Here is a 25,640-nt window from a genome sequence, read left to right on the forward strand (position 1 = left end):
TACAAGTTCAGAGTGCCAGCTTCTTGACCTGTTGCTGCGCATCCGCGACACAAGGATCCAAGGAGATCCGAGCAAGTGCGTCTAACTGGGAGATTTACGCCCCTTCACTCCCTCTCGCTCAGCAATCGGCAAGTGACTGCCAGACGAACTGAGCGGAGGTTTACAAAGCGCACCACTCATCCCGCTGCCTGAGCCATCCATCCGGAATGAACTCCCAACGCGCATCCAGAAATCTAGGATGCGCCAATGTACGCTGCCCCTCCCACATCCAGCCTGTCCAGCCAACAACTAAGGCTGGCCACACGTGGCTTCACCACAATCGAACTGATGGTTGTGATCGCCATCATCACCATACTGGCTGCGTTGGCAGCACCCAGCTTTCGGCCACTCATCGAACGATGGCGTGTACGCGCAGCGACCGAAGACCTTCAATCCACCCTCTATTACGCGCGCTCAGAAGCCATCAAGCGCGGTGGAAAGATCGTCCTCAAAAAGATCGCCAGTGGCAATGGCTGCACCGCGGCCGACGCCAATACACAGTGGGGTTGCGGCTGGACTGTCTTTATCGATGCCAACAACAACGCCACCCAGGACTCCGGTGAACTGACGCTTCAGACATCTTCTGCCCCTACCAAGCTGGAAATCAATCTCGCAAGCAGCAACGGATATATCACGGTGGACCGTTGGGGCCAGCTTGCCAGCGCCGGAAGCAGCAGTTTCAATTTCCGCCTCTTCCCCCAAGGCTCAAATGCCACCAACTCGGCCGCTGCAACGCTTTGCGTGGCAGCAGGAGGAATGATCCGCCGATTGAATACGGGGGATGGCACATGCTGAATCCCAAAAAATCCTTCTTTCAATCCCGCGTTGCCAAAATCGGGCTACCTCCTTTGCTTTCCATGAATATCCATCATGGCTTGCAGATCTGCGATGCAGCAACAGTACCAAGAACCACCATGAAAACAATACGTGCGGCCAATATTCAATCTGGCATCAGCCTGATCGAATCTCTTGTTGCCATTGTCGTGATGTCGTTGGGCATTCTTGGGATTCTCGGCTTGCAACTGCGAAATCTCGCAGATACCCAAACCAGCCTCAACCGCGCCCAAGCCATTCGACTGATAGAGGATTTGAGCGAGAAAATTCAAGCCAACCCCAATGGACTGGGCAGTCTGAGTGCATATGAAAGCACCTGGAATGACACACCTACAGGCACGTGCGCAACAGACGGATGCGCCTTGTCGGAGATGGGTGCCTACGACGTCAAACAATGGAAAGAGGCTGTCAAAGCAACTCTCCCCAAGGGAGACGCGGCCATTTTTATCAGCGCGGTAGACAGCGCCGCTGAAAACCGCCGACAACTGGGTGTGATGGTTGCCTGGAAGGCCAATGAAAAGGAACACAAGGCAGCCGATGGAAGCAACGATGAAAAATATACCGAGCCATTTGCACCAGCCAATACAGGGAGTGCCCGCATAAGCTGCCCAGATGGGTTGATATGCCACCTCCAATATATTCAACCTAACCAGCGCTGCACCCCTTTCCCCATGGGATCGTTAAATGGCAACGTACCCGTTTATTGCCCAGGCTGAATCCAGAAACTAAAGAGATAGTTCATGAGAACAAATACACACCACTCAACCAGAAAATTAGCTCCTCCGTTGCTTCAGGCGGGAGCTACACTTCTTGAGCTGTTGGTAGGCATCACCATAGGACTCTTGACGGTGGCAGTAGGCATCGGTGCCTTGATGATTTCTCGGGGTGTCTCAGGAACAGTCAGCGATGCCAGTAACATGCAACAGCAAGCCGCTTATGCCTTTCGGGTAATTGGCTCACAGGTTCGCCAAGCGGGCACCATTCAACTGAGCCTTGATGCCACTGCATTCACACCTTCAGAGACGTCCTATGCCATGCTGCCCGTAGCATTCGACCCCCCAGATCCTGCTGGACAACGCCCGATGTTTAGCAGAGGAGAGAAAATGCTTAAAGGCATTGACACCCCCAGCAGCAGCGAGTATGCCTTGAGCATTGGATATCAAAATTATCAAGAACAAATAACACCTCCTCCCCCTGCAACGGCTCTGGTTTCCGGGAATCAGTTGCGAGACTGCCTTGGTGAAAACAAGGGCGTGTCATCAAACTATGTTATAGAGAGCAAATTTCGAATATCTAGCGATAACGAGCTTGTCTGCGAAGGTGTCGGCGGCACTGCAAAACCAATAATCCGCAATGTCAAAGACATGAAGATTCGCTATCTCATACAGGAACCTACCAGTGCAAAAACTGGGTTTCCCAAAACCATATATGCCAATGCCTCCACAGCCTCTTCATCGCCTAACGGTTGGCGCGATGTATATGCAATCGAAGTCTGCCTGGAGTTGGAAGGCACAGAAACCCTAGATACAGCGGGAGCCAACTACACGAAATGCGATGGCAGCTCTGTTTCTCGAGGGAATCGCCTGCGTATGGTCTTCAAAAACACTTTTCAAATTCGTAGCCAAGGCCAGGTGCAATCATGAATGGCACGCCCCATCCTCACCATTCACCCTCCGGTCTTCTTCGAAGGTCCAGGCAGCAGGGCATCTCGCTATACGTCATCATCGTGCTGGTTCTTCTATCCATGCTTTTGGCTTTGTGGGCATCGCGAACCACATTACTTAACGAAATGATTGTCGGCAATGATGCAGATTACCGTCGAGCATTCGAGGCAGCACAAGCCATGCTGCAAGATGCAGAAATGGATATACGCGGCGTCAACACTGACGGCTCCTTCTGTGTCCCAGACTCTTCCAAAGGAGATATTTGTCGCAGAACAACTTCCGCGTATTTCGACATAGAGACAAAGGATCTCCCTAAGCTCATTAATTTCCTGGATACCCAGGATTCAAAATGCTACAAAGGCATCTGCCAGAAGTTCAAAGATCCACAGGATTTTTGGCATGACCCTGACCGCCTTGCTCAGATGACTGCAGCAGATGTTGGCGCACGCTATGGACAGTTTACGGGAGCAAAAACTGGCGACGCAGGAAACCCGATACTCAACATCACAGCCACTCCAAGCGATATGAGGCAAAGGCGTGGAGCCTGGTATTGGGTTGAAGTCCTTCCCTATGTAGACCCCAACATTTCCCTGCTAGGTGGAGTTCCACCTGGCTCCAACGTGGAAACATTTTCACCCTCCCGGAAGAAAAGATGGGTATATCGCATTACGGCATTGGCCAGAGGACTAAAACCCGGAACAGAGGTTGTACTCCAATCTGCCCTTTCCCTCAGCTTGGCCGAATAAATAGACGGAGAAAATCATGAAACGTCCTTCATTTCCACAGCAAGCCCTCGTCTGCGCCTTGATCTCCGCATTCACGAATCCATCAGCATTTTCCGCAGAGATCCCGCTTGCACAGTACCCTGCAGGTTCGGCACACAAAATGCCCATACCGAACGTGGTGTTGTCGGTTGATGATTCGGGAAGTATGGCCTGGAATGATGCGGGAGGCAGTGCAACGAGCAGTCAGCCGTCACGCATCTCTTCACTGAAGAACGGTCTGAAAAATGTCCTGATCAATACCAGCAAGTATGACAACCAGTTTCGTCTGGCATGGCAGTCAATGTGGCGATGCAATGATATCCCCAGCAGCCAGTCAGGATGCGATGGCAAGAATGCCATGGCAGTTTTCTCCGGCACGCACAAAACAAATTTTTCCACATGGGTGGACTCCATATCCGCCAGTGGTGGCACACCATCTCATACGATGATGTGGAATGCAGGTCAATATATGAAGACCACTGGCAAGGATAGCCCGTGGAATGCGACTCCTGGCGTGGCCGATAGCAGGCCCATTTCATGCCGCAGGGCATACCACGTCTTCATGACCGATGGTGGCTGGAACAGTTATCTGCCAAGCACCAGCTTTGATGCTTTCGACTTTCAAACCAAGATGATCAGCACCCATGCGGAGGCCATTGGAAATTCAGATGGAACAAGCAAGGCACTTCCACAGCCGGATGCATCGAAATATGGTCCCACACTGACCTATAGCACGACAAGCGACCAGACCAAGATATATCGAGACAACTATGGTGGGGGCACGAAAAAACAAACCATCAGCAGAAAAGACTATTATTACGCATACCCTACTCTTGCCGACATGGCTTTTCATTATTGGTCGACTGATTTACAACCCAACATCGGGAACCAAATACCCTTTGAGCCCAAAAAATCGACGGATGAGACATTCAAGATGGGCAACAAATCTGTGACCATCAAACCAGAATGGAATCCCAAGAATGATCCGGCAACATGGCAGCACCTTGTCACCCATACGATTGGGTATGGTGCACGCGCCAGCAATTGGGACAACAGTGGAAGCAATCCTATTTTCACGAATGGCATGTACGGAGACGGCTTCACAGAAGCCATCTTAGGCACCAAGACGTGGACGGATGCTACCGACACTGATTACGACGGCAGTTACACCAGCGGAAGTCGCCGCGGCCAAGCCATTACCGATTATGTCCGCCCTGAAGAGCTATGGCACATGGCAATTAACAGTCGTGGGAAGTTCTTCCCCGTACAGACCGGTGCCGACCTGGAAAAGGCATTTGACGAAATTTTCACATCGATTGTCGCGGACAATACAAGTCCGCTGACAGGCTTCACCAGTGCTTCAAGCTCCATCAGCCGCAACAATACGGAATCCTTCCAATCAGGCTACGTTGCTGCCGAGGATCTCAACTCAAACAAGAACCGCTGGAGCGGCTTTGTCGCATCCGAGAAAATCTCTATCGTCGTAGATCCACAGAATCCTCAGAAAATTACTTGGACCACGGCCCCAAACCCATCATGGGGTACCAATCCAAACAAAACAGCTCCTAACAATCACATGACCACTGCTGACAAGCTTGATGCCTTGTCCCCGGCAGACATTACCTCTCGACTGATCCTGTCCCACGATGGAAGCGCCGGGATATCTTTTGAGTGGGGAACGACGACACCACTGAGCACCGCACAACAAGCACTCCTTAATCTCACGCCCAGCGATGGTCGCGGCAAAGACAGAGTCAACTATATTCGCGGAGATCGCAGTAAGGAAGAGAATCAGACTAATGGCGTTTTTCGCCAGAGAAAGTCCCGCCAAGCAGACATTGTTAACTCCAACATCTGGTACGCAGGCCCTCCATCGCTAAGCTACAGTGCGAATAGCTATATCAGCTACGTCGGCGTGCAGAGCAAGCGCATCCCAATGCTTTATGTAGGTGGCAATGATGGCATGCTGCATGGTTTCTCCGCAATTGATGGCTCTGAAAAAATAGCCTACGTTCCACGCGGAGTCATCAAGAACCTTCCAGAGTTCTCCAATACTGGATACACTCACAGATATTATGTGGATGGATCGCCTTTTACAGGTGATGTCAATCTTGGGACGCAGAATTCCGCCAATTGGGCCACCTACCTAACCGGCACACTGGGTGCCGGAGGAAAGGGTTATTTTGTTCTTGATGTCACAAAACCAGGAACCACCGACGGGCTGATTTCCTCGAACTTTACAAAGACCAATGCCAGCACCCTGGTTGTCATGGACAAAACAGATGCCGTTGACGACGATATTGGTCATATTTTCGGAACCCCGGTGGTTGATGAGGCGAACCCTCAAAGAGCATTGCAAATCACGCAAACTAACAATGGGCGCTGGGCAGTCATCATGGGCAACGGCTACAACAGCATCAATGAAAGGCCTGTTCTGCTGATTCAATATCTGGACGGCAACAAGGAACTCCAGAAAATCTCTGCCGTCCCCGTCACCAATCCCAAGAATGTGGAAGCAGATCAGAATGGTCTATCCACTCCACAGTTCCTTGACGTCAATGGAGATAGCATTCCGGATATCGTCTATGCAGGAGATCTGCGTGGAAATCTCTGGAAATTCGACATCTCCAGCAATAATGCATCCAATTGGGGCGTCGCCTTCGATGGTCAGCCATTATTCACTGCCACCTATTCCACGGGGGTGACCGGCAGTGCCACAAGCCGGCAACCGATCACCACGCCACCAGTGCTACGCCCGAATAGACAGGTAGGCGGACTGATGGTTGCCTTTGGGACGGGCCGCAGCCTTACTGAAGGTGATCGCACGGACACCGACTCCAAGCAGACCGTCTATTCCGTTCTTGACAACACGCGCTATAAAATAAGCTTGACGGGAGAAAATAAAGGCAAGGTAGTCTCACAAACCTCAGACCCCACCCCTGCAACCGTATCCCGCTCCCAGCTAATGAGTCAAATGATCGAAGGCGCCAAGAAAAGTGGAGAAGGATCAAGCGCCAGCCGTGATTTCTGGGCGGTCACTGAAAATCGCGCCATTTTTGACTGCCAAGGAAAATCAAATTGCACTGCGGTCAAAGGATGGTATTTCGACCTACCAGAAGCTGGAGAGCGTGTCCTCAGGGCCATTGAGTTCTTTGACGGAAGCAGTGTTCTCGAAATCATGAGTGAAGTACCGGCATCTGGAGGCGCTACAGCTGGTTCTGAAGAAAGTTGTGAACCGACACCAAAGGCCGCGAAGCCTTTTCGCACCCTGCTCACAATTGATCAAGGAGCACGCCCACGGACACAGATTCTCGACCAAAATGGAGATGGTCTCTACAACTCCGGTGACAAATATGCCAACCGCATGACGGCAGATACCAAAGAACTTCGCTTCAGTACAAAGACACTGCAGATCCGTAAGGGCAGCAGCAGCAGTGGTGGTGGTGGTGGTGGTGGCGGCTGCGGCACCAATTGCGATTCTTTAGCAAAAATCCCAGAGTTGCTGCTGCGCCCCAACTGGCGACAACTCAATTAATGAAGATTGATGAAAATAAAATCATGAAAACAAGATACGGTGGATTTACACTGATCGAATTGATGATTGTGGTCGCCGTGGTAGGCATACTTTCAGCCATCGCCATGCCGAGCTACAACGAATACATCCGACGCGGGCATCGAGCAGAAGCCAGGGCGGGCCTATTGCAGGCGGCACAATGGTTGGAGCGTGCAGCCACCTCCAATGGAACCTACCCACTTACTGCCGCGTTCCCCGCTTCCTTGAAGACGGTTCCTTCCAGCCGCTACGACATTTCATTGAATTCAACAGATGGAAGTACTTTTACGCTGACAGCCACACCCAAGGGAGCCCAAGCCAACGACAAGTGCGGCAACTACACCTTGACGCAAAGCGGCCTGCGTGGAGCCAACGGAGCCACGACAGGCACCATCGTTACCGACTGCTGGGGCAAGTGAGCACTGGGTAGATGCCAATCCGCCAGGCGCTGATCGAGCCCAGGCTTGTTACCATCCCAGGCACCATGACAAACACCGTGCCACACATGCACCAAGCGCTTGGGCTCGCCGCCCAGGCGCTTTTTCTTTCCTCCCCCAATCCGCGCGTGGGCTGCGTACTGGTGGCACCTGATGGCCGGGTTGTTGGCCAGGGGTTCACCCAGCAGGCTGGTGGCCCACATGCCGAAGTGATGGCGCTGCGCGATGCCGCAGCACAGGGTAAGGATGCGCGCGGAGCCACCGCCTATGTGACGTTGGAGCCTTGCTCGCACCAGGGCCGTACAGGTCCCTGCTGCGATGCCCTGATCGCTGCAGGCGTTGCCAAGGTGGTAGGCGCACTCACCGATCCCAATCCCCAGGTAGCTGGCCAAGGTTTTGCGCGGCTGCGTGCTGCAGGTGTACAGGTGGAGGTGGGACCAGGTGCAGCCGAATCGCGCGAACTGAACATCGGCTTCTTCAGCCGCATGCTGCGCGGCATACCGTGGGTGCGCATGAAGGCCGCCAGTTCCCTTGACGGCGCAACCGCATTGCACAACGGTGTCAGCCAATGGATCACCTCGCCCGAGGCACGTGCCGACGGCCATGCCTGGCGCGCGAGGGCCTGCACCCTGCTGACGGGCATAGGCACGGTGCTGGAAGACGATCCGCGTCTGAACGTGCGTGAAGTGCCTACCCAGCGCCAACCGCGCATCGCGGTGGTGGATAGCCGGCTGGACACGCCGCTCACCGCCCAGGTACTGAAGACGCCCGGCGGCTGCCTTATCTACACCAGCAGTCAGGATACTTTGCGGTCCGAAGATTTGCAGGCGGCTGGCGCGACGATCATCCACATGCCCAACGCGCACGGCAAGGTGGACTTGGCCGCCATGCTGCGTGACCTGGCCGCGCGCGGTACGAACGAGCTGCATGTGGAAGCAGGCTTCAAGCTCAATGGCTCGCTGATACGCGAAGGGCTGGTCGATGAACTGCTGCTGTACCTGGCCCCCAAGCTGCTGGGCACGGGTGGCATGGGCATTGCCAGTTTCGGGCCGCTGGACGCGCTGTCCGAGGCCCTTGCGCTGGAGTTGCACGATGTGCAGCGTATAGGGCCGGATCTGCGCGTTGTCGCTCGTGTTGAAGGGCGCGCCAGCTTCTGACGCGGACAGCAGCTTCCTGGACCAGCGGCTGGCGCAGCCGTCCGACACCCGATTGACCGATCCTTGGGCCAAATCTTTGAATCATGTCCAGCGCTCGCAACCTACAGCCTCTTCCATCCGTCAGCCTCTTCCGAGGCCTGCGGACCACGCTTGTCCTGCTGGTGTCCGCCGTGGTCTGCGGCTGCGCCAGCAGCTTGCCCTCTCAGGTCGATCGCCCCGTCACTGCCGCCTTGGAAGCCCCGCAAAGCACGCCATTGGGCTCTTTGGTGCAGCAATTGCGGCCAGCCAGCGTCAGGCCTCAAACCTCCGCCTTCACCCTCCTGTCCGGCGCCCAGGCCGCCTACGGCGCACGGCTGGCCCTGGTCGAGGGAGCGCAGCAGACGCTGGACCTGCAGTACTACGCCATCCATGCCGACGAGAGCACGCAGCGCCTGCTGCGCGGCGTGGTGGAGGCGGCGCGGCGTGGCGTGCGGGTGCGGGTGTTGCTGGACGACTTCCACAGCACGGGGGCGAATGCGCAGGTCATGCGGCTGGCCTTTGTGCCGGGCATAGAGATGCGCATGTTCAACCCGCTGGCGGGCGCACGCAGTTCCGTGCTGGGGCGGGCCTATACGCTGTTGACGGATTTCCAGCGGGCGCAGCAGCGCATGCACAACAAGCTCTTCATTGCCGACAACGCCATGGGCGTGATCGGGGGACGCAATCTGGGCGATGCGTATTTCGACGCGGACAGCGCCAGCAATTTCGTGGACCTCGACGTGCTGGCTGCGGGGCCGGTGGTCGGCGATCTGTCACGCAGCTTCGACAGCTATTGGAACAACCAGCGCGCCTATCCGGTTCAGTCGCTCATCAGTCTCAAGGAGCTCAAGCAGCTGCGCGAGCGCTTTGCCGATGATGGCGATCAGGCGCAGGACGAGGACCCTACGCCTGCCGTTGCCGCCGAAGAGGCAAAGACGGCTGAGCAGGCCGCCGCACACAGCCGCATCATCTGGGACCAGCAGCCCATGGATTTGCGCAAGGCGCCATGGACCTGGGCCTCGGCCGCCGTGCTGGTGGACCAGCCGGCCAAGATCCCGCTGGACAGGGATGACAGCCCGAGCACCAGCGCGGACGCGTCTGCGCCAGCCACACCCGCCCCGAACAGCCCGCAGGCCAAGCCTGCTGGCACGCTGCCCATGGGCCAGCCAACTCCGGCCTTGCGCCAGGCGGCGCGCCCAGTGCTGGAGGCCGATTCGGTAGTGGACGGCCTGCTGGCCCTGGTCCGCAAGACGCGGCGCGATCTGCTGGTGGTCTCGCCCTATTTCGTGCCCGGTCCGGACATGATGGAGGCGTTTCGCGGCGCGCGGCAACGCGGGGTGCGCGTGCGCATCCTGACCAATTCACTGGCCTCCAATGACGCGCCCCTGGCCCATGCCGGCTATGCGCGCCACCGCAAGGCGCTGCTGGAGATGGGCGTTGAACTCTATGAGATGCGCAGCACAGCGGCCAGTGTCCGCTCTGCGTTTGGCTCGGGCAGCAGTGGCGGTGGAGGTCCTTCAGGCGCCACGGGTGCCTCGCGCGCCATGCTGCACTCCAAGCTGCTGGTGGTGGATGGTCACCTGGTGGCAGTCGGCTCGATGAATCTGGACCTGCGCTCGCAACTGCAGAACACCGAGATCGCCCTGCTCATAGCCAGCCGCGAGTTCGGCCGGCTGGCCACGCAAAGTATTGACGAGGGCCTGCAGGACGGCAGCTGGCGCGTGGAGATCGACAAGGATGGAGGACTGGTCTGGCGCGCCTCGGAAGACAGCGACCGCGCCGACGAGCACAGCGAGCCCGATGCCAGCTGGGGTCTGCGCCTGATGCTCAAGCTCCTGGGCCCGCTGGCGCCGGACCACCTGCTGTAGGCGGACGACAGCGCTACAACCCCGCCCACTCCTGGCGCCGAGCCAGCGCCTGGACCCAGAGGGTGATCTCGCGCTGATCGGTCTGGGTGCGCACCTCCTGATAGGCCTGCTCGGCCTCGGGAAAGCGGCGGCGCAGCAGGTTCAGCCATTGCTTGAGACGGCCTGCACGCTGGCGCGGCTCCAGGTCCTCGCAGACCATGTCCCAGAAGCGCTGAACCTGGGGCACGAGGTCGCTCCAGCACACCTCGGCGGCCGGGGTCTGCTCACCTTCAACGGCGGCGCGAATGGCCAGCGCCAGGCCCGGGTCGGCAACGATTCCCCGCCCCAGCATCAGGTCGCTGCAACCCGATTGCTCGCGGCAGCGCAGCGCCTCCTGCACCGTCCATATCTCGCCGTTGGCCACCACGGGCACGGTCACGGATTCGCGGATGCGCGGGATCATCTCCCAGTAGGCGGGCGGGCGGTAGCCATCGAGCTTGGTGCGGGCATGAACGACGATTTCGCAGGCACCGCCGGCCTGCATGGCCTGGGCGCATTCGGTCATCAGGGCGGTGTCGTTGAAGCCCAGCCGCATCTTGGCCGACACGGGCATGGCCGCTGGCACGGCGGCACGCACGGCGCCCACCACGCGCGCAATTTGTTCCGGGTCCTGCAGCAGCGCAGCGCCGCCGCCGTGGCGGTTGACGACCTTGGCCGGGCAGCCGAAGTTCAGGTCGATGCCCTCCGGCCCCAGGCGCGCCAGACTGGCCGCGTTGGCCGCCATGCTGTCCGGGTCCGATCCCAGCAACTGGGCCCGCACGGGCACCCCCGCCAGCGTCCGGCTGCCATTGTTCAATTCCGGCATGGTGCGCAGGAATACCTTGTCGGGCAGCAGCGTCCCCGTGACGCGGATGAACTCAGAGACGCAGCGGTCCGCACCGCCCACGCGCGTGAGCACATCGCGCAGCACGAAATCAAGCAAGCCCTCCATGGGCGCCAGCAACAGTCTCATCAGCTGTGTTCCGGGACCTGCAGCCCCGTCTTCCTGTTACAGATCAAACAATATTCCTGCGGCCCGTATTGGCCGCCTGCCCCTTCGAATCGCCCCTCATCAAGGCGGTGGCAGGCGATTGTGCCCTTGCCGCAGCAAGTTGCACCGGACCAGTTGTCATGGCTTTTTCACGCCACGGTCATTCATGTAACGTGCAATCGGGGCTTGTCGGACTCCCCTGCCCCAACCATGCTGCTGCAAAAAACCGCCAAGGCCCTTGAAGAGCTGCAGCCCGGCCGGCGCAGCCTGCCGCTGCGCGAGCGCTCGGTGCTGCTGATGGCCGATGGCCGCACCGAGGAGCAGCTGCAGCAGGTGCTGGGTGCCCAGGCCAGGGAGCTGGTACAGCAGCTGATAGACAGCGGCCATCTTCAGCGCCTGGCCGGCAATGCCATCGAAACATCGCCCCAGCCGCAGGGCCCCGCGATGGCGCCAGCCGCTGCCAGGGAACCCTCTTCACCAGGCCCTGCCGCCACGCTGAATCTGGCCGGCACACGCATGTATCTGTTCGACCTGTGCGAGCGCATGTTCGCCAACCGCCATGAGGACAAGGCCCAGGTGCTGCGCCATCTGCTGCGCGAAGCGCGCGACCTGGCGGCTCTGCAGGCCGCCGCCTTGCAGCTGCTGCAGACCGTGCAGGAGCATGCCGGCAACGAGCGCGCGGATGCGCTGCGCGAGCGGCTGCAGCATCTGCTGCCCCAGGAGGCAAACGAGTCAATGGCAGCGCAAGGCGCCTGACCGGGATGAAAGCGTGGGTGCCGGCGATCAGCGAGGCGCCAGGCGCCACAGCGAGGTGACTTCGGCAGCGCGTGCGGCGTGCAGAGGATCGGCAGCGTCCGCAGCCTTCCCATGGCGTGGGCGGATGTCCTCTCGGCCCAGGACCTGCAGGCCAGCGGCCTCGATCCACTCCAGCAATTGCTCGCGCGAGCGCAGTTGCAGATGCTCGGCCAGATCCGACAGGATCAGCCAGCCTTCGCCGCCCGGCAGCAGATGCGCTGCAAGGCCTTGCACAAAGCCGCGCAGCATGCGGCTGCCTTCGTCGTAGACGGCCTGCTCCAGCAGGGAGCTGGCCTTGCCCGGCAACCACGGTGGATTGCAGACCACCAGGGCGGCCCGGCCTTCGGGGAACAGGTCTGCCTTGCGCAGGCTCACGCGCTGCGCCAATCCCAGTCGCTGCAGGTTGTCTTGCGCACAGGCCAGGGCCCGGTCGCTCAGGTCGGTGGCCACCACCTGCCGCACGCCACGGTGCAGCAAGAGAGCGGAAAGCACACCCGTGCCCGTGCCGATATCCCAGACCGCGGCATCGGCCTGCTGGGCTGCGGCCGGCAGGGGCGCCTGCGCCACCAGATCCAGGTACTCGCCGCGCACCGGGGAGAACACGCCGTAGTGCGGATGAATGCTGAACTCCGGCATGCCCGGCACAGCCAGGGCCACGCCCTTCTTGCGCCACTCATGCGCGCCCAGCGCGCCCAGCAGTTCACGCAAGGGAACGATGACGCTGCGCGCACCCTGATCGGCGGGAATGTCGCCCCAGGCCTCGCGGCAGGCCTCGCTCCAGTCCGGGGCGCGGCGCAGGGCGCAATGCCAGCTGGCATCGAGCTCGATCATCACGCTGGACAGAATGCGTGCCCGCTGCGCCAGCGCCTGGCGGTGCAGGTGGAAGGCATGGGGAAAGACAGGCTTGGCGTCTTCCTTGCCGGCCCGCCGATGGCGAGCCTTGGCGGACGTCTCACGTGCAGGCTTGTCCAGGCGGCGGCCCAGCGCCGACAGCAATTGCCTGGCATTCTGGAAATCGCCACGCCACAGCATCGCCTGGCCTTCGCAGGCCAGGCGGTAGGCGCTGTCGGCAGACAGGCTGTCGTCGGCGATGACGATGCGGCGCGGTGCGGTCATGGTGCTGTCCGCGCGCCACAGCGCTGCCTGCGTGGCCTCGTTCTCCTGCCATTGCAGCAGGGACCAGTTCTGGGAAGAGGACAAGGCCTGCTGCTCCGTGAGTGATTTAGGGGGAAAGCGGGTCGGAGACCCGATCAGTTCAGTGCGCGCTTGAGCCGCACTTCCTCGATCTTGAGACCACCCACCTGGGCCGTCTTGGCGGTGGACATTTCGCGCTTGAAGCCGGCGAGCTCGTGAAAGCGCAGCGCGCGTTCATTGCGCAGCGGCACCCACGACGTGACATTGGTGCAGCCTTCTTCAAGCAGGCCGTCGCGTGCGGCGTCCCACAGGGCCACGCCCACACCCTGATTCCAGTGGGTAGGTGCAGCATAGATGGCCCAGATTTCACCGGTGGTCTGGCGCGACTTCTCATCGCGCGAGCGGTCGAAGCCGACGAAGCCGACGATCTTGTCGCCATCGATGGCGACCTGAACCTGGGGCTCGCAAAATTCAATGGCTTCGCGCCAATAGGCCTGGCGTTTTTCTACCGACGACATGCTCTTGAGCTGGTCATCGGGAACCAGACCTCGGTAAGCCTCCATGGCGGAAGCAGTATGGATCTGGGCAATCGCTTTTGCATCGCGGAGAGTGGCTGGACGAACCTGGATACTAGACATGGAAAAACCGAAACGAAAACAGGTGAAAATAGAAGGGCGTGATTTTCACCGGAATCGCGCTTTTTGCGTGCATCGAGCCCCTTAGCCATGCACGCAAGTACGGCTGTGCTCGTTTTCTTGCCCTCGGCTATCGGATGTGCTATGTGCTCTTCAAAAAAGAGCAGCTAGTGCATGCAACACAAGGCTCGCCAAGGAATCAGTTGACAATTCCTCACGATGCAGGCATGCCCGGCAACACGCCCGATCGAGCCCTTGCTCACAGCCAGCGGCGCATCAGTTCCATGATGCGATCGAACTTCGCACCATAGGGCGGATACAGCATGGCGGCCCCTGACCAACGCGACTGCACGAACACCGCCTTCTGATGGCTCAGCCGCGCAAAGCCCTGCTCCGAATGATAGGCACCCCAACCGCTGTCGCCCACGCCACCGAAGGGCAGGTTCTCGTGCGCGAAGTGCAGCAGGGTGTCATTGACCGTCACCCCGCCGCTGATGGTGCGTGACAGCACCGCATCACGCACCTTCTCGTCGCGGCCGAACCAGTACAGCGCCAGCGGCCTGGGCCCGGCATTGATGGCCGAGACCACGTCGTCCAGCCTGTCGTAGCTGATCACGGGCAGGATGGGGCCGAAGATCTCCTCCTGCATGAGCTGCATCTGGCTGGTGGCATTGAAGACCAGGGCCGGTGCCATCTGGCGCTCCACGGCATCGCCCCAGGCCATGTCCGCCCCCTCCTGGCTGGCGCCGCCGTCCTCCATCCATTCGACATGGGCGCCCATGCCCTGGGCCTGGCGCAGCATCTGCCGCAGGCGGGCCAGGTGGCGCTTGGTGAGGATGGCGGCATAGTCCGGGTTGCCGGCAAAGCGCGGGAACAGCCGCTGCGCGGCGGCGCGAAAGGCCTCGGCGAATTCGGCCTCCTGTCCACGCGGCAGCAGCACGTAGTCGGGGGCAATGCAGGTCTGGCCTGCGTTGACGAGCTTGCCATGTGCGATCTTGAGCGCCGCCTCCTTCAGGTCGCAGTCGGTGGAGACGATGCAGGGCGACTTGCCGCCCAGCTCCAGCGTGGTCGGCGTCAGGTGCGCTGCGGCCGCCTGGGCCACGCGCCGGCCCACGGCCGTCGATCCGGTGAACAGCAGATGGTCGAAGTGCAGGCCCGAAAACTGCGTGGCCACGCTCACATCGCCTTCGATCACGGCGAACTCCTCGGGCGCAAAGAACTGCCCCACCAGCGCGGCCAGTTGCGCCGACGTGTGCGGCGTGAGTTCGCTGGGCTTGAGCATGACGCGGTTGCCCGCTGCCAGGGCCGTGATGGCAGGCCCCAGCGCCAGCTGCACCGGATAGTTCCACGGGGAGATCACCCCCACCACGCCCAGCGGCTGGCGCTCTATCCACCCACGGCCCGGCATGAGCATCAGCGGCGTGCGCACCCGCTGGCGCCCCGACCAGCGCGCCAGATGGCGCAGCGTGTGCTTGAGCAGGTTGCGCAGCACGAACAGCTCCACCATCTCGGTCAACCGTGGCGAGCGCATGCCGAAGTCGGCCTGCACTGCGGCAGCCAGCACGGGGCCGTGCTCGTCCAGCAGCTTTTGCATGCGCAGCAGCCTCTCGCGGCGCACCAGCAGCGGCACGTCCACCTGCGCCCGGCTGGCCTGGTACTGAAGTTCGAAGACGCGATGAAGATCCATCTGGGTCATAGGGCTCAATGGTAAGAAGACGCGGCAGACGCTCTCATGCTGCACAGGCCGCCTGCGGGTTGGCTGGATACGGCGGCAAGCAGCCAGAACGGCTCGGAGAAAAAAAAGGGAGCCTTGCACGGGCTCCCGAGGGTTACAGACTATACGGGCCGATATGCGCGGCCTGGGCGCGAAGATGCGCAGGCCGCGTAAAGGCTGCAGCAAGACGCTTCAGGGCTCGCGCACTTCACGGGGCTGAACGTCGGTCACCTCGCCCGCTCCCGGCAGCACGCCTGCGCCTGCACCTGCGCGACGGCCACCGCCTTCAGCCGCGCCGTAGGCGCGCTGCGGGCGCTGGGCCATCCACTCGGAGCCGGAGCGGTAGACGGTCTGCCAGCCAGCCCGCGGGCTCATGCGCATGGCCCAGGGCATGACCGGCTGGCCGGTGAGCCTGGCCCACAACGCCCGCACGGCCCAGACCAGGGCCAGCAGCGCCGCTGCGGTGAGCAGGCTGACAAAGAAGACTAGGCCCACAAGCATCAGCAGGATGCGAACGGCCCAGCGGGTCAGGGTGGCGACGAAATCGTTCAAAGCAAAGCCTTTCTTGGCTGGCCCGGTGCGTCAGGCGGAGTCTGCCGCATCGAACCGGAATACGCCCGGTTCCTGTACCGGGTCCACATGCACCGCAATCGTGCTCTTGGGCGGGAAGCGCCCTTCGAGCAGCAGTTTCGACAACGGATTCTCGATCCGCTGCTGTATCGCGCGCTTGAGCGGCCGGGCCCCGAAAACGGGATCGAAGCCCACCTTGGCCAGTTCGGCCAGTGCCTGGTCGGACACCTGCAGCGCAAGGTCCATTTTCTCCAAACGCCGCTCCAGCAGCTTGAGCTGAATCCTTGCGATCGACTCGATATTCTTCGCGTCGAGCGCGTGGAACACCACGGTCTCGTCGATGCGGTTGAGGAATTCGGGTCGGAAATGGTTCTTGAGTTCCCCCCAGACCGCGTCTTTCACATCATCGTAATCCTCGCCGACCATGGCCTGGATCAGCAAAGAGCCTATGTTGCTCGTCATCACGATGACCGTATTCTTGAAGTCCACGGTGCGGCCCTGGCCGTCGGTCAGCCGGCCGTCGTCCAGTACCTGCAGCAGCACGTTGAAGACGTCGGGATGGGCCTTCTCCACCTCGTCGAGCAGCAGCACGCTGTAGGGCTTGCGGCGAACGGCCTCGGTCAGGTAGCCGCCTTCCTCGTAGCCCACGTAGCCGGGCGGCGCGCCGATCAGGCGGGCCACGGAATGCTTTTCCATGAACTCGCTCATGTCGATGCGCACCAGATGGTCTTCGCTGTCGAACAGGAAGCCGGCCAGCGCCTTGCACAGCTCGGTCTTGCCCACGCCCGTGGGGCCCAGGAACAGGAAGGAACCGGTGGGCCGGTTGGGATCGGACAGGCCCGAGCGCGAACGGCGGATGGCGTTGGCCACGGCCGAGATGGCCTCGTCCTGGCCGACGACGCGGTCATGCAGCCGGTCTTCCATGCGCAGCAGCTTGTCCTTCTCGCCCTGCATCATCTTGGCCACGGGAATGCCCGTGGCACGGCTGACCACCTCGGCAATCTCCTCGGCGCCCACATGGGTGCGCAGCAATCTGTGGGCGGGCGCACCGCCCTGCCCCTGCTCGCTGGCCTGGGCTTCGTTGAGCTGCTTTTCCAGCGAGGGCAGCTTGCCGTACTGCAGCTCGGCCACCTTGTTGAAGTCGCCCTTGCGCTTGAGCTCGTCGATCTGGATACGGATCTGGTCGATCTCCTTGCGGATCTGCTCGGAGCCCTGGGCGCTGGCCTTCTCGCTCTTCCACACGTCTTCGAGGTCGGCGTACTCGCGCTCCAGGCTGCCGAGTTCTTCCTCGATCAGTTGCAGGCGCTTTTGCGAGGCCTCGTCCTTTTCCTTCTTCATGGCCTCGCGCTCGATCTTGAGCTGGATCATGCGGCGCTCGAGCTTGTCCATGACCTCGGGCTTGGAGTCGATCTCGATCTTGATCTTGGCCGCAGCCTCGTCGATCAGGTCGATGGCCTTGTCGGGCAGGAAGCGGTCGGTGATGTAGCGGTGGCTCAGCTCGGCCGCGGCCACAATGGCCGGGTCGGTGATGTCCACGCCGTGATGGGCCTCGTAGCGCACCTGCAGGCCGCGCAGGATGGCGATGGTGTCCTCGACCGAGGGCTCCTCGACCAGCACCTTCTGGAAGCGCCGCTCCAGCGCCGCATCCTTTTCGATGTACTTGCGGTATTCATCGAGCGTGGTCGCGCCGATGCAGTGCAGCTCGCCGCGCGCCAGGGCCGGCTTGAGCATGTTGCCCGCGTCCATGGCGCCGTCGGCCTTGCCGGCACCAACCATGGTGTGGATCTCGTCGATGAACAGGATGATGCGCCCCTCTTCCTGGGCCACTTCCTTGAGCACGGACTTCAGGCGTTCCTCGAAGTCGCCGCGGTACTTGGCGCCGGCCAGCAGGCCCGCCATGTCCAGCGACAGCACGCGCTTGTTCTTGAGGCTTTCGGGCACCTCGCCGGCCACGATGCGCTGGGCCAGGCCCTCGACAATGGCGGTCTTGCCCACGCCGGGCTCGCCGATGAGCACGGGGTTGTTCTTGCTGCGGCGCTGCAGCACCTGGATGGAGCGGCGGATTTCGTCGTCACGCCCGATCACCGGATCGAGCTTGCCGATGCGCGCGCGCTCGGTCAGGTCCATGGTGTATTTCTTGAGGGCCTCGCGCTGGCCTTCGCCTTCGGCGCTGTCCATGGTCTGGCCGCCGCGCACGGCGTTGATGGCCGACTCCAGGCTGGAGCGCGTCACGCCGCTTTCCTTGAGCAATTGGCCTGCGCGCGTGGAAGAGCCGCTGCTGTCGGTCAGCGCCAGCAGGAACAGCTCACTGGCAATGAACTGGTCGCCGCGCTTGAGGGCTTCTTTCTCGGTCGCCTGCAGCAGCCGGCCCAGCTCGGAGCCGACCTGCACCTGGTCCTGGTGCTGCACGCGCGGCAGATCGGCCAGGGCCTTCTCGGCCGCGGCCTGCAGCTGGCCCACGTTGGCGCCGGCGCGCTGCAAGAGCGAGCGCGGACCGTCGTCCTGGCGCAGCAGCGCCACGAGCAGGTGCAGGGGTTCGATATTGGATTGGTCACCGCCCAGGGCCAGCGTTTGCGCGTCGGCCAGGGCTTCCTGGAACTTGGTTGTCAGTTTGTCGATTCGCATGGTGTTTCTTTTCGCTCCTGAAACAGGGTCATTGCGATTTATCTGATACCGGCAGGGCAAATTTCAAGCCATGCCCGGCCCGCAAGGACAGACGCTTGCGCCAGATCAAGGCCGGCGAGGCCGGCCATCCTTCTCAAGCATTGCGCTGAAAGATCGAGAACTGCGTAGGCGTAACGCCCAAATGCGCCCGGAAGCTGCGCACCAGGTGGCTGGCGCTGGAAAAACCGCAATCCAGCGCCAGCTCGGCCAGCGGCGGCACGTTGCGCGCAGCCAGGGCGCGCCGAGCCCGGGCCAGGCGCTGCTGCAGCACCCATTCGTGCACCGTGCAGCCCATGCTCTGGCGGAACATGCGTGCGAAATGGAATTCCGAAAGGCAGGCCTGTCTCGCCAGTGCCGGCAGCGACACGGCCTTGGAGTCATGCAGATGCGCCTCGATATGGGCAAGTACCCTGCGCCGCACGGCCGCAGAGAGCCCGCCCAGCGGCCGCTGCAGCGCCTGCACCTGGCGCGGCGTGGCGGACTGCAGCACCAGCCGGTCCACCAGCTGCTGGCCAATGGCATCGGCCGCCAGTTGCTGCTGCGGGTCCTGCCAGTCCAGTTGCATCAGCGCACGGGCACCGGCGTGGAAGGCCTGATCGTCCCCGTAGATCTGCGCACGCAAGGTGCGCGAGCGGGGCTCGGCATCCAGCATGCGGACCACGCGCCCCGCCCAGGCCAGGTCGGACACATACAGGTGCAGGAACTGCACGGGCGATCGCACCAGCCAGTGCGATTCGTCCTCTGGCGTGAAGATGCAGATGCGCCCCGGCGCCCCCATGGCCTCGGGCCGCGCCTTGAGTTGCGAGCCCTCGCCGCCGGCCAGGTAGACCGACAGCGTGTGGTGACCGGGCTGGCAGTAGCGCACCTCGTCGTCCACATTGGCCCAGACGGCCAGCTCCACCCCCTCGCTCAGGCGCACGCGCCGCTGCAGCCTGGCCTTGGAGCGTGACAGCACCTGGCACAGGTGGCTGGAGGGCAGCTCGGGCAGCGGCGTGGGCGTCATGGCAGCGATTGTGGTCCCGCAGCCATACCGACGCATGGCGCCAGGCCATCAAACCGCAGGAATCTGCCATGCCCGCCCAGCCTGCGGCGCCATCATCACCGGCCATGACTGCCACCCTCTATGCCCTGGTCGTGCTGATCTGGGGTTCGACCTGGATCGCCCTGAAGCTGCAGCTGGGCGCCGTGCCCGTGGAGCTGTCCATTGCCTACCGCTTTGCGCTGGCCGCCGTGCTGATGTTCGCCTGGCTGGCCTGGTCGCGCCAGCTGCGCGTGCCCCGCGGCCCGGCGCTGCCGCGCGTGCTGGCCCAGGGCCTGTGCCTGTTCAGCTTCAACTTCGTGTGCTTCATGCATGCCAGCGAGACGCTGGCCAGCGGCCTGGCCGCCGTGGTGTTCTCCAGCGCCAATCTCTGGAACGCGCTGCTGGCGCGCATCATCCACGGCCGCAGGCTGGCGCCCCATGTGCTGGCCGGCAGCCTCTTCGGCCTTGCAGGCCTGGTGGCGCTGTTCTGGCCCGAGCTGCGAGAAGGCCGGCATGCCAGCCTGCCCGGCCTGGGCTGGGCCGTGCTGGGCACGCTGTGCTTTTCCTGCGGGAACATGCTGTCGGCCTCGCTGCAGTCCATGGGCTGGCGGCCGGCCCAGACCAATGCCTGGGGCATGCTGGCCGGCACGCTGCTGCTGACAGGCTATGCGCTGGTGGCAGGCCTGCCCTGGCGCTTCGATGCCAGCTGGACCTATGTGGGCTCCTGGCTGTACCTGGCCATTCCGGGCTCGGTGATCGCGTTCACGGCCTACCTGACCCTGGTCGGGCGCCTGGGCCCCGAGAAGGCGGCCTATGCGACGGTGCTGTTCCCCATCGTTGCGCTCAGTATCTCGGCACTTTTCGAAGGCTATGTGTGGACGCCGCTGGCCGTGGGTGGCCTGCTGCTGGTGATGTTCGGCAACCTGCTGGTGTTCCGGCCGCCGCAATGGTTGCGGGGTGCCGCACTGCGCAGGGCCTGAAGCGTCAGCTCACTGGCGCCAGCGCGCCAGCGCCTCTTCGTCGCTGACGCGCGCATCCACCCAGCGCGCGCCCTCGGGCGTCTGTTCCTTTTTCCAGAAAGGCGCCAGCGACTTGAGGTAGTCCATGATGTATTCGCAGGCTTGGAAGGCCATGCCCCGGTGCGATGCGGTGACGGCCACGAGCACGATCTGGTCCATGGGCTGCAACGGGCCGATGCGGTGGATGACGCGCGCGCCATGGATGCCGAAGCGCTGCACGGCCTCGTCGATGATGGCCTCGATGGATTTCTCGGTCATGCCCGGGTAGTGCTCCAGCTCCATGCTGGCCACGGTGGCTCCCTCATTGCGGTCGCGCACGGTGCCGATGAAGCTGCAGACCGCCCCCACGCGGGCGTCGCCGGAGCGCAGGGCGGCGAGTTCGGCCGATACGTCGAAATCCTCGGTCTGGATGGATACACGGGCTGCTTGCATGCCCGCATTGTCGCAGGCCGGTGACGCGCCAGAAGGCGATGAACGCGGTAGCATTGCCCTCCCCCGCCCCCAGCGCTTTTTTGCTGCGGCGGGCCACGCATGGCCACACTCACGATCACCACCCCCGAATACACGCTCTATCCCTCGCCGCGCAACGAGCAGCGCGTGGTCTACGAGCACCAGCTGTTCGTGCCCCATCCCTACACCATCATCCACCTGCCCGACTACGGCTTTCGCGGCAAGGCCACGCTGTTTGCAGCCCACCGGCTGGGCGACGGCAAGATGGGCCAGCTGGTGAGCTGCGAGCTGGCCGAAGACATCGCACGCTTCGAACGCCTGTTCGAACCCGATTGAGGCGCGCCATGGACGAGACCAGCCAGATACAGCCGCCGCCGAGCTTTGCCGCCCTGTATGCCGACCGGCACGGCCGGCTCAAGGCATCCATTGCAGACGTGGTCGGACGTTATGAACTGTGCGAGGACCTGGCCAGCCACCTGGTCGAGCAGGCACAGACGCTTTACCACTCGGGCAATTCTTCGGAGCAAGGCGTGCTGCTGGGCATGCACGCCGGCCTGGCGGCCGAGGGCTCCATCGTCAGCCCTGGCGAGGCGCGCTGGATCGTGCAGCGCCTGGCCGAGCTGCTGGAGTGGCAGGCACCGCTGCTGCCCGATGCATCACCCCCTCCCGGCGGCGAAGGCGCAGCCTGAAGGTCACCACCGAGGTGCTCAGGCGCGCTACACTGCGCGCCATGCCTGCCATCTTTGCCTTCCCCACATGCCACGGTGATGCCGTGCGCCTGTGCCTGGTCAAAGCCTGCAAACCCCAGCTCGTCTGACCGGAGCTGAGGTTCCGTCCAGATGAGCGACGGAACCGGCCCGGCAGCCTCCATCTCCCCTTCCCGCATCCCTTCAGGCGCCTGCCTTTCCGCCCTCGGTCTGGCCGGTGGCTGCGTCCGGTCGTTCATTGTTTGAATCACCCGAAGGGATCTTCCATGTCTTTGCCTTCCACCACCTCGCCACAGGCCCGATTCCAGGGGCTGTGGCTTCCGCTGGTCACGCCCTTTCTTCCTGGAGATGAGGCGGCGGTGGACCACGGGGCGCTGCGCGCCCTGGTGCAGCACTACAACGCCAGCGGCATCGCCGGCTACGTGGCCTGCGGCTCGACCGCCGAGGCCGCCGCGCTGAGCGAAGCGGAGCACGATGCCTCCCTGTCCACCATCCTCTCAGCGGCCCAGGGCATGCCCGTGGTCATGGGCGTTTCGGACTGCCACCTGGGGCATGCGCTGGCCCGCGTTCAGGCACTGAACGCCCTGCCGCTGGCAGGCATTCTGGTGCCCGCGCCGCATTACATACGCCCGTCGCAGGCAGGCCTGCTGCAGTGGTTCACGGCGATTGCCGAGCGCAGCGCCCATCCGGTCATCGTCTACGACATTCCCTACCGCACCGGCGTGGTGCTGGAGCTGGCCACGCTGCGTGCGCTGGCCGCACATGAGCGCATCGTGGCCATCAAGGATTGCGGGGGCGATGCCGCCAAGACCCAGGCACTGATCGCCGATGGGCAACTGCAGGTGCTGGCCGGCGAAGACGCGCAGATCTTTTCCACGCTGGCCCTGGGCGGCGCGGGAGCGATTGCTGCCAGCGCGCACGCGCATACAGGGCACTTCGTCGAGCTGATGCAATGCCTGGAGCGCGGCGACCTGCCCGCTGCCCGTGCGCTGTGGCAGTCGCTGCAGCCGCACATCGCCGCCTGCTTTGCCGAGCCCAACCCCGCCCCCATCAAGGCCTTGCTGGCGCAGCAGGGCCGAATGCGGGCAACGCTGCGGGCGCCCATGCAGCCGGCATCGGCCGCGCTGGCGCAGCGGCTGGCCGGGATTCAGCTGCCGCTGCTGCCGTCCGCAGACAGTGTTGCCGAACGCAGGTCGGCGTAGCGGTTCAGGATGCGCTGCACCTGACCGTGCGTCCACTCGCCGCCCCGGGCCGCGGCAATGCCGCGCGCATTGAGTTCGGCGGCCATGGCGCGGTGCGTCAGGCCGCGCGCCTGCAGTTCGGCGAACAGCGCCTCATGCTGCTGGGCAAAGGCATCGGCCGTGGATTTGCGCTTTTCCACGGTGGCGCGCAGGTTGTCTGCGCCTGCGCGGCCCAGTTGCACGCCGCGCGCCTTGGCTTCGGACAAGGCCTTGCGCGTGCGTGCGCTGATGGCCTGGTCCACGGGCTTGTCGGTGGTCATTTGGGTCAACCTCCGGTCACGGGAGGGAAGAAAGCCACCTCGTCCCCCTGGCGAATGGCGGCACCGGCATCGCACAGGACCTGGTTCAGCGCCATGCGCACGGCCTTGCCAGGGGCCAGCGCTTCGGCGGCGGCACCGCCACGCGCAATCAGTTCCTCACGCAGCGCGCCCACGGTGGCGGCCTCGGTGGACAGGGCTTCGCTGCCCGTGCCCAGGGCTTCGCGGATGGAGGCGAAATAGCGCACGGTGATGGTGATGGCGATGGGGACGGCCTGGCTCATGACAGCAGCTCCGAAAAGGCGATGAAGCGCACCCGGTCGCCCGGCGCAATGGCCTGGCCTGGCGGGTTGTCCACCACGCCATCTCCCCAGGCCGCCGAGGTCAGCACGCCCGAACTCTGGTTGCGGAACAGCTCCAGGCCACCGCCCTCGTTGTAGCGCACGCGCAGGAATTCGCGGCGCTTGTCCCCGCGCGGCCAATGGAAGTCGGCGCGCACCTCGACCGAGCGCGGCAGCGCCTGCTGTACGCCCTGCAGGCGCAGCACGAAGGGGCGCACCAGCAAAAGGAAGGTGACGAAGCTGGAGACCGGGTTGCCGGGCAGGCCGATGAAGTGGGCAAAGCCTTCGCCCTCGCGGTTCACGCGGCCATAGGCGAAGGGCTTGCCGGGCTTGACGGCGATCTGCCAGAGGTCGAGCTGGCCCAGCGCCTGCATGGCGGGCTTGACATGGTCTTCCTCGCCGACCGACACCCCGCCGCTGGTCAGGATCAGGTCATGCGCGCAGGCCGCCTCGCGCAAAGCATCCACAGTGGCCTCGCGCCGGTCGGGGACGATGCCGAAGTCGGTGACCTCGCAGCCCATGCGCTGCAGCAGGGCGCGAAGGAAGAATCGGTTGCTGTTGTAGATGCTGCCGGGCGGCATCTGCTCGGGCGCGACCGTGCCCGGCATGACCAGCTCGTCGCCCGTGGAGAACAGGGCCACGCGCGGCTTGCGTGCCACGCGCAAAGAGGCCAGGCCGATGCTGGCGGCCAGGCCCAGCTCGGCCGGCGACAGGCGCGTGCCGGCCGCGATGACGGTGGCGCCGCGCCGGATGTCTTCGCCCGAGCGGCGTATCCATTGCCCGGCCTCGGGCCGCGCCTTGATGCGCACGCGACCGTCTTCCAGAACTTCGCAGTCTTCCTGCATGACGATGGCATCGGCACCTTCGGGCACCGGAGCCCCCGTGAAGATGCGCGCCACCGTGCCCACGGCCAGCGGCTGGCCCACGGCGCCTGCGGGGATGCGCTGCGAGACGGGCAGCTCGGCATTGCCCTGCGTGCATTCGGCGCTGCGCACGGCGTAGCCGTCCATGGCGCTGTTGTCCTGGGGCGGCACCTGCAGCGGCGAGACGGCGTCGGCCCGCAGCACGCGGCCATCGGCGTCAAAGCAGTCCACGGTGTCATCGCCAGCCAGCGGCAGTGCCTGGGCCAGCAGTTCGGCCAGCGCTTCATCGAGGGGCTTGAGCGGGGCTCGCATGGTTTTTCTCCTAGTCTTGGCCGCTGTCAGGTGCACGGTAGCGCAGGCGCTCCCCCTGATCCAGCAGCCATTGCAGTATCTGCACTGGCGCGTTGAGGTCCAGCACGGGCTGGCGCGGCGGCTCGGGCAGGCGGGCCGGCGCATCGGTTGCCACGGCCAGCACATGGGGATCGTGCGGGAACAAAGGCGCCTGGGTCTTGCCGGCGCTGGTGCGCTCGGGCTGCTCGCGCCAGATTTCTATCTTGGGCAGATCGGCGTGCTTGAAACCCTCTACCAGCACCCAGTCCACGAGGGGGTCCAGCTCGGCCAGCATGTCGTGCACCGACAGCTCCGTGGGCCGGGGGAATTCGCGCATCAGCGCCAGACGGCGATCGGAAGCCAGCACCACCTCATAGGCACCCGCCTTGCGGTGGCGCCAGCTGTCCTTGCCCTCGTGATCGACATCGAAATGGTGGTGGGCATGCTTGACCACCGAAACGCTGAGCCCCTGCGCACGCATCAGCGTGATCAGGAGCTCCACCAGGCTGGTCTTGCCCGAGCCGGAGTAGCCGGCAAAGCCGATGACCTTCATCGC

Annotated in this window: 25 protein-coding genes; 13 read left to right on the top strand and 12 right to left on the bottom strand. The window is 62.7% G+C overall.

Annotation, left to right across the window (positions count from 1 at the left end):
* The first annotated feature begins 246 nt into the window (after positions 1-246).
* From ACF8ML_RS14795 to ACF8ML_RS14830, 8 genes are all read left to right on the top strand, one after another.
* Positions 247-834, top strand: a complete 588-nt coding sequence (locus tag ACF8ML_RS14795; RefSeq protein WP_392407310.1) for a GspH/FimT family pseudopilin — start codon at positions 247-249, stop codon at positions 832-834.
* Positions 828-1,589 (top strand): type IV pilus modification protein PilV, encoded by a 762-nt coding sequence (gene pilV, locus ACF8ML_RS14800; protein ID WP_392407311.1) that lies wholly within the window; start codon positions 828-830, stop codon positions 1,587-1,589. Before ACF8ML_RS14795 ends, pilV begins: the two co-directional genes overlap by 7 nt.
* A 24-nt stretch (positions 1,590-1,613) precedes the next feature.
* Positions 1,614-2,516: a PilW family protein gene (locus tag ACF8ML_RS14805; RefSeq protein WP_209801646.1), complete on the top strand. Its 903-nt coding sequence runs from the start codon at positions 1,614-1,616 to the stop codon at positions 2,514-2,516.
* A complete protein-coding gene (locus ACF8ML_RS14810; protein ID WP_392407312.1) occupies positions 2,513-3,283 on the top strand; it encodes a pilus assembly protein PilX in 771 nt (256 codons plus the stop codon). Before ACF8ML_RS14805 ends, ACF8ML_RS14810 begins: the two co-directional genes overlap by 4 nt.
* A 16-nt stretch (positions 3,284-3,299) precedes the next feature.
* Positions 3,300-6,836 (top strand): pilus assembly protein, encoded by a 3,537-nt coding sequence (locus tag ACF8ML_RS14815; RefSeq protein WP_392407313.1) that lies wholly within the window; start codon positions 3,300-3,302, stop codon positions 6,834-6,836.
* A gap of 23 nt (positions 6,837-6,859) precedes the next feature.
* Entirely contained in the window at positions 6,860-7,273 is a 414-nt protein-coding gene (locus tag ACF8ML_RS14820; protein WP_154836330.1) for a type IV pilin protein, read from the top strand.
* Positions 7,274-7,338: 65 nt separating this feature from the next.
* Positions 7,339-8,448: a bifunctional diaminohydroxyphosphoribosylaminopyrimidine deaminase/5-amino-6-(5-phosphoribosylamino)uracil reductase RibD gene (gene ribD, locus ACF8ML_RS14825; RefSeq protein ID WP_392407333.1), complete on the top strand. Its 1,110-nt coding sequence runs from the start codon at positions 7,339-7,341 to the stop codon at positions 8,446-8,448.
* Positions 8,449-8,531: 83 nt separating this feature from the next.
* On the top strand, positions 8,532-10,334 hold the full coding sequence (locus ACF8ML_RS14830) for a phospholipase D-like domain-containing protein (protein WP_392407314.1): 1,803 nt from the start codon (positions 8,532-8,534) through the stop codon (positions 10,332-10,334).
* Between the two features lie 13 nt (positions 10,335-10,347).
* Here the strand turns inward: ACF8ML_RS14830 and ACF8ML_RS14835 are convergent, their stop codons facing one another.
* Positions 10,348-11,325 (bottom strand): tRNA dihydrouridine synthase, encoded by a 978-nt coding sequence (locus ACF8ML_RS14835; RefSeq protein ID WP_392407315.1) that lies wholly within the window; start codon positions 11,323-11,325, stop codon positions 10,348-10,350.
* Between the two features lie 228 nt (positions 11,326-11,553).
* Between ACF8ML_RS14835 and ACF8ML_RS14840 the strand changes: the two genes are divergently transcribed.
* On the top strand, positions 11,554-12,099 hold the full coding sequence (locus ACF8ML_RS14840) for a hypothetical protein (RefSeq protein WP_392407316.1): 546 nt from the start codon (positions 11,554-11,556) through the stop codon (positions 12,097-12,099).
* A 27-nt stretch (positions 12,100-12,126) separates the two neighbouring features.
* Here ACF8ML_RS14840 and ACF8ML_RS14845 read toward each other — a convergent pair whose 3' ends face one another.
* The 6 genes from ACF8ML_RS14845 to ACF8ML_RS14870 all read right to left on the bottom strand — a co-directional run bounded on the left by ACF8ML_RS14845 (position 12,127) and on the right by ACF8ML_RS14870 (position 19,858).
* Complete coding sequence (locus tag ACF8ML_RS14845) at positions 12,127-13,338, bottom strand: class I SAM-dependent methyltransferase (protein WP_047326630.1); 1,212 nt, start codon at positions 13,336-13,338, stop codon at positions 12,127-12,129.
* Positions 13,339-13,388: 50 nt separating this feature from the next.
* Positions 13,389-13,910 carry a GNAT family N-acetyltransferase gene (locus ACF8ML_RS14850; RefSeq protein ID WP_026062042.1) on the bottom strand — a complete coding sequence of 174 codons (522 nt, stop codon included), beginning with the start codon at positions 13,908-13,910 and terminating at the stop codon, positions 13,389-13,391.
* 256 nt (positions 13,911-14,166) lie between these two features.
* On the bottom strand, positions 14,167-15,603 hold the full coding sequence (locus ACF8ML_RS14855) for an aldehyde dehydrogenase family protein (protein WP_016447735.1): 1,437 nt from the start codon (positions 15,601-15,603) through the stop codon (positions 14,167-14,169).
* Positions 15,604-15,813: 210 nt separating this feature from the next.
* Positions 15,814-16,173 carry a hypothetical protein gene (locus tag ACF8ML_RS14860; protein WP_016447736.1) on the bottom strand — a complete coding sequence of 120 codons (360 nt, stop codon included), beginning with the start codon at positions 16,171-16,173 and terminating at the stop codon, positions 15,814-15,816.
* Positions 16,174-16,203: 30 nt separating this feature from the next.
* The gene (gene clpB, locus ACF8ML_RS14865) at positions 16,204-18,816 is read right to left on the bottom strand and encodes an ATP-dependent chaperone ClpB (RefSeq protein ID WP_046239138.1); all 2,613 of its coding nucleotides are present in this window, start codon (positions 18,814-18,816) and stop codon (positions 16,204-16,206) included.
* A gap of 133 nt (positions 18,817-18,949) precedes the next feature.
* Positions 18,950-19,858, bottom strand: a complete 909-nt coding sequence (locus ACF8ML_RS14870) for an AraC family transcriptional regulator (protein WP_047326629.1) — start codon at positions 19,856-19,858, stop codon at positions 18,950-18,952.
* Between the two features lie 104 nt (positions 19,859-19,962).
* Between ACF8ML_RS14870 and ACF8ML_RS14875 the strand changes: the two genes are divergently transcribed.
* On the top strand, positions 19,963-20,856 hold the full coding sequence (locus tag ACF8ML_RS14875) for a DMT family transporter (protein WP_244160451.1): 894 nt from the start codon (positions 19,963-19,965) through the stop codon (positions 20,854-20,856).
* A gap of 9 nt (positions 20,857-20,865) precedes the next feature.
* Here the strand turns inward: ACF8ML_RS14875 and moaE are convergent, their stop codons facing one another.
* Complete coding sequence (gene moaE / locus ACF8ML_RS14880) at positions 20,866-21,327, bottom strand: molybdopterin synthase catalytic subunit MoaE (RefSeq protein ID WP_017404080.1); 462 nt, start codon at positions 21,325-21,327, stop codon at positions 20,866-20,868.
* A gap of 99 nt (positions 21,328-21,426) precedes the next feature.
* Between moaE and ACF8ML_RS14885 the strand changes: the two genes are divergently transcribed.
* The 3 genes from ACF8ML_RS14885 (at position 21,427) to dapA (ending at position 23,254) form a co-directional block, all read left to right on the top strand.
* Positions 21,427-21,681 carry a hypothetical protein gene (locus ACF8ML_RS14885; RefSeq protein ID WP_016447741.1) on the top strand — a complete coding sequence of 85 codons (255 nt, stop codon included), beginning with the start codon at positions 21,427-21,429 and terminating at the stop codon, positions 21,679-21,681.
* A gap of 8 nt (positions 21,682-21,689) precedes the next feature.
* Positions 21,690-22,034, top strand: coding sequence for a hypothetical protein (locus tag ACF8ML_RS14890; RefSeq protein ID WP_016451199.1), 345 nt, complete (start codon positions 21,690-21,692; stop codon positions 22,032-22,034).
* Positions 22,035-22,318: 284 nt separating this feature from the next.
* Positions 22,319-23,254: a 4-hydroxy-tetrahydrodipicolinate synthase gene (gene dapA, locus ACF8ML_RS14895; RefSeq protein WP_047326628.1), complete on the top strand. Its 936-nt coding sequence runs from the start codon at positions 22,319-22,321 to the stop codon at positions 23,252-23,254.
* On the opposite strand, the gene ACF8ML_RS14900 is transcribed toward dapA, so the two are convergent.
* The 4 genes from ACF8ML_RS14900 to mobB are packed head-to-tail and all read right to left on the bottom strand — an operon-like array spanning position 23,200 to position 25,637.
* The gene (locus tag ACF8ML_RS14900) at positions 23,200-23,553 is read right to left on the bottom strand and encodes a recombinase family protein (protein WP_017404077.1); all 354 of its coding nucleotides are present in this window, start codon (positions 23,551-23,553) and stop codon (positions 23,200-23,202) included. The genes dapA and ACF8ML_RS14900 overlap by 55 nt on opposite strands.
* A gap of 5 nt (positions 23,554-23,558) precedes the next feature.
* Complete coding sequence (gene moaD, locus ACF8ML_RS14905; RefSeq protein ID WP_046985424.1) at positions 23,559-23,834, bottom strand: molybdopterin converting factor subunit 1; 276 nt, start codon at positions 23,832-23,834, stop codon at positions 23,559-23,561.
* Positions 23,831-25,066, bottom strand: coding sequence for a gephyrin-like molybdotransferase Glp (glp, locus tag ACF8ML_RS14910; protein ID WP_047326627.1), 1,236 nt, complete (start codon positions 25,064-25,066; stop codon positions 23,831-23,833). The genes moaD and glp overlap by 4 nt, the downstream gene beginning before the upstream one ends.
* A gap of 10 nt (positions 25,067-25,076) precedes the next feature.
* Positions 25,077-25,637 carry a molybdopterin-guanine dinucleotide biosynthesis protein B gene (gene mobB / locus ACF8ML_RS14915; protein ID WP_017404075.1) on the bottom strand — a complete coding sequence of 187 codons (561 nt, stop codon included), beginning with the start codon at positions 25,635-25,637 and terminating at the stop codon, positions 25,077-25,079.
* Positions 25,638-25,640 lie beyond the last annotated feature (3 nt).

Source organism: Delftia sp. WSY_10 (genome assembly GCF_043104705.1).
GTDB lineage: Bacteria > Pseudomonadota > Gammaproteobacteria > Burkholderiales > Burkholderiaceae_C > Comamonas > Comamonas tsuruhatensis.

Coding starts and splice junctions, on each gene's coding strand:
- ACF8ML_RS14890 (WP_016451199.1), top strand. CDS start 21,690: ATGGACGAGACCAGCCAGATACAGCCGCCGCCGAGCTTTGCCGCCCTG.
- ACF8ML_RS14855 (WP_016447735.1), bottom strand. CDS start 15,603: ATGACCCAGATGGATCTTCATCGCGTCTTCGAACTTCAGTACCAGGCC.
- ACF8ML_RS14870 (WP_047326629.1), bottom strand. CDS start 19,858: ATGACGCCCACGCCGCTGCCCGAGCTGCCCTCCAGCCACCTGTGCCAG.
- ACF8ML_RS14835 (WP_392407315.1), bottom strand. CDS start 11,325: ATGAGACTGTTGCTGGCGCCCATGGAGGGCTTGCTTGATTTCGTGCTG.
- ACF8ML_RS14840 (WP_392407316.1), top strand. CDS start 11,554: ATGCTGCTGCAAAAAACCGCCAAGGCCCTTGAAGAGCTGCAGCCCGGC.
- clpB (WP_046239138.1), bottom strand. CDS start 18,816: ATGCGAATCGACAAACTGACAACCAAGTTCCAGGAAGCCCTGGCCGAC.
- ACF8ML_RS14805 (WP_209801646.1), top strand. CDS start 1,614: ATGAGAACAAATACACACCACTCAACCAGAAAATTAGCTCCTCCGTTG.
- ribD (WP_392407333.1), top strand. CDS start 7,339: ATGACAAACACCGTGCCACACATGCACCAAGCGCTTGGGCTCGCCGCC.
- moaD (WP_046985424.1), bottom strand. CDS start 23,834: ATGAGCCAGGCCGTCCCCATCGCCATCACCATCACCGTGCGCTATTTC.
- pilV (WP_392407311.1), top strand. CDS start 828: ATGCTGAATCCCAAAAAATCCTTCTTTCAATCCCGCGTTGCCAAAATC.
- ACF8ML_RS14875 (WP_244160451.1), top strand. CDS start 19,963: ATGACTGCCACCCTCTATGCCCTGGTCGTGCTGATCTGGGGTTCGACC.
- dapA (WP_047326628.1), top strand. CDS start 22,319: ATGTCTTTGCCTTCCACCACCTCGCCACAGGCCCGATTCCAGGGGCTG.
- ACF8ML_RS14885 (WP_016447741.1), top strand. CDS start 21,427: ATGGCCACACTCACGATCACCACCCCCGAATACACGCTCTATCCCTCG.
- mobB (WP_017404075.1), bottom strand. CDS start 25,637: ATGAAGGTCATCGGCTTTGCCGGCTACTCCGGCTCGGGCAAGACCAGC.
- ACF8ML_RS14850 (WP_026062042.1), bottom strand. CDS start 13,910: ATGTCTAGTATCCAGGTTCGTCCAGCCACTCTCCGCGATGCAAAAGCG.
- ACF8ML_RS14810 (WP_392407312.1), top strand. CDS start 2,513: ATGAATGGCACGCCCCATCCTCACCATTCACCCTCCGGTCTTCTTCGA.
- ACF8ML_RS14815 (WP_392407313.1), top strand. CDS start 3,300: ATGAAACGTCCTTCATTTCCACAGCAAGCCCTCGTCTGCGCCTTGATC.
- glp (WP_047326627.1), bottom strand. CDS start 25,066: ATGCGAGCCCCGCTCAAGCCCCTCGATGAAGCGCTGGCCGAACTGCTG.
- ACF8ML_RS14900 (WP_017404077.1), bottom strand. CDS start 23,553: ATGACCACCGACAAGCCCGTGGACCAGGCCATCAGCGCACGCACGCGC.
- moaE (WP_017404080.1), bottom strand. CDS start 21,327: ATGCAAGCAGCCCGTGTATCCATCCAGACCGAGGATTTCGACGTATCG.
- ACF8ML_RS14820 (WP_154836330.1), top strand. CDS start 6,860: ATGAAAACAAGATACGGTGGATTTACACTGATCGAATTGATGATTGTG.
- ACF8ML_RS14830 (WP_392407314.1), top strand. CDS start 8,532: ATGTCCAGCGCTCGCAACCTACAGCCTCTTCCATCCGTCAGCCTCTTC.
- ACF8ML_RS14795 (WP_392407310.1), top strand. CDS start 247: ATGTACGCTGCCCCTCCCACATCCAGCCTGTCCAGCCAACAACTAAGG.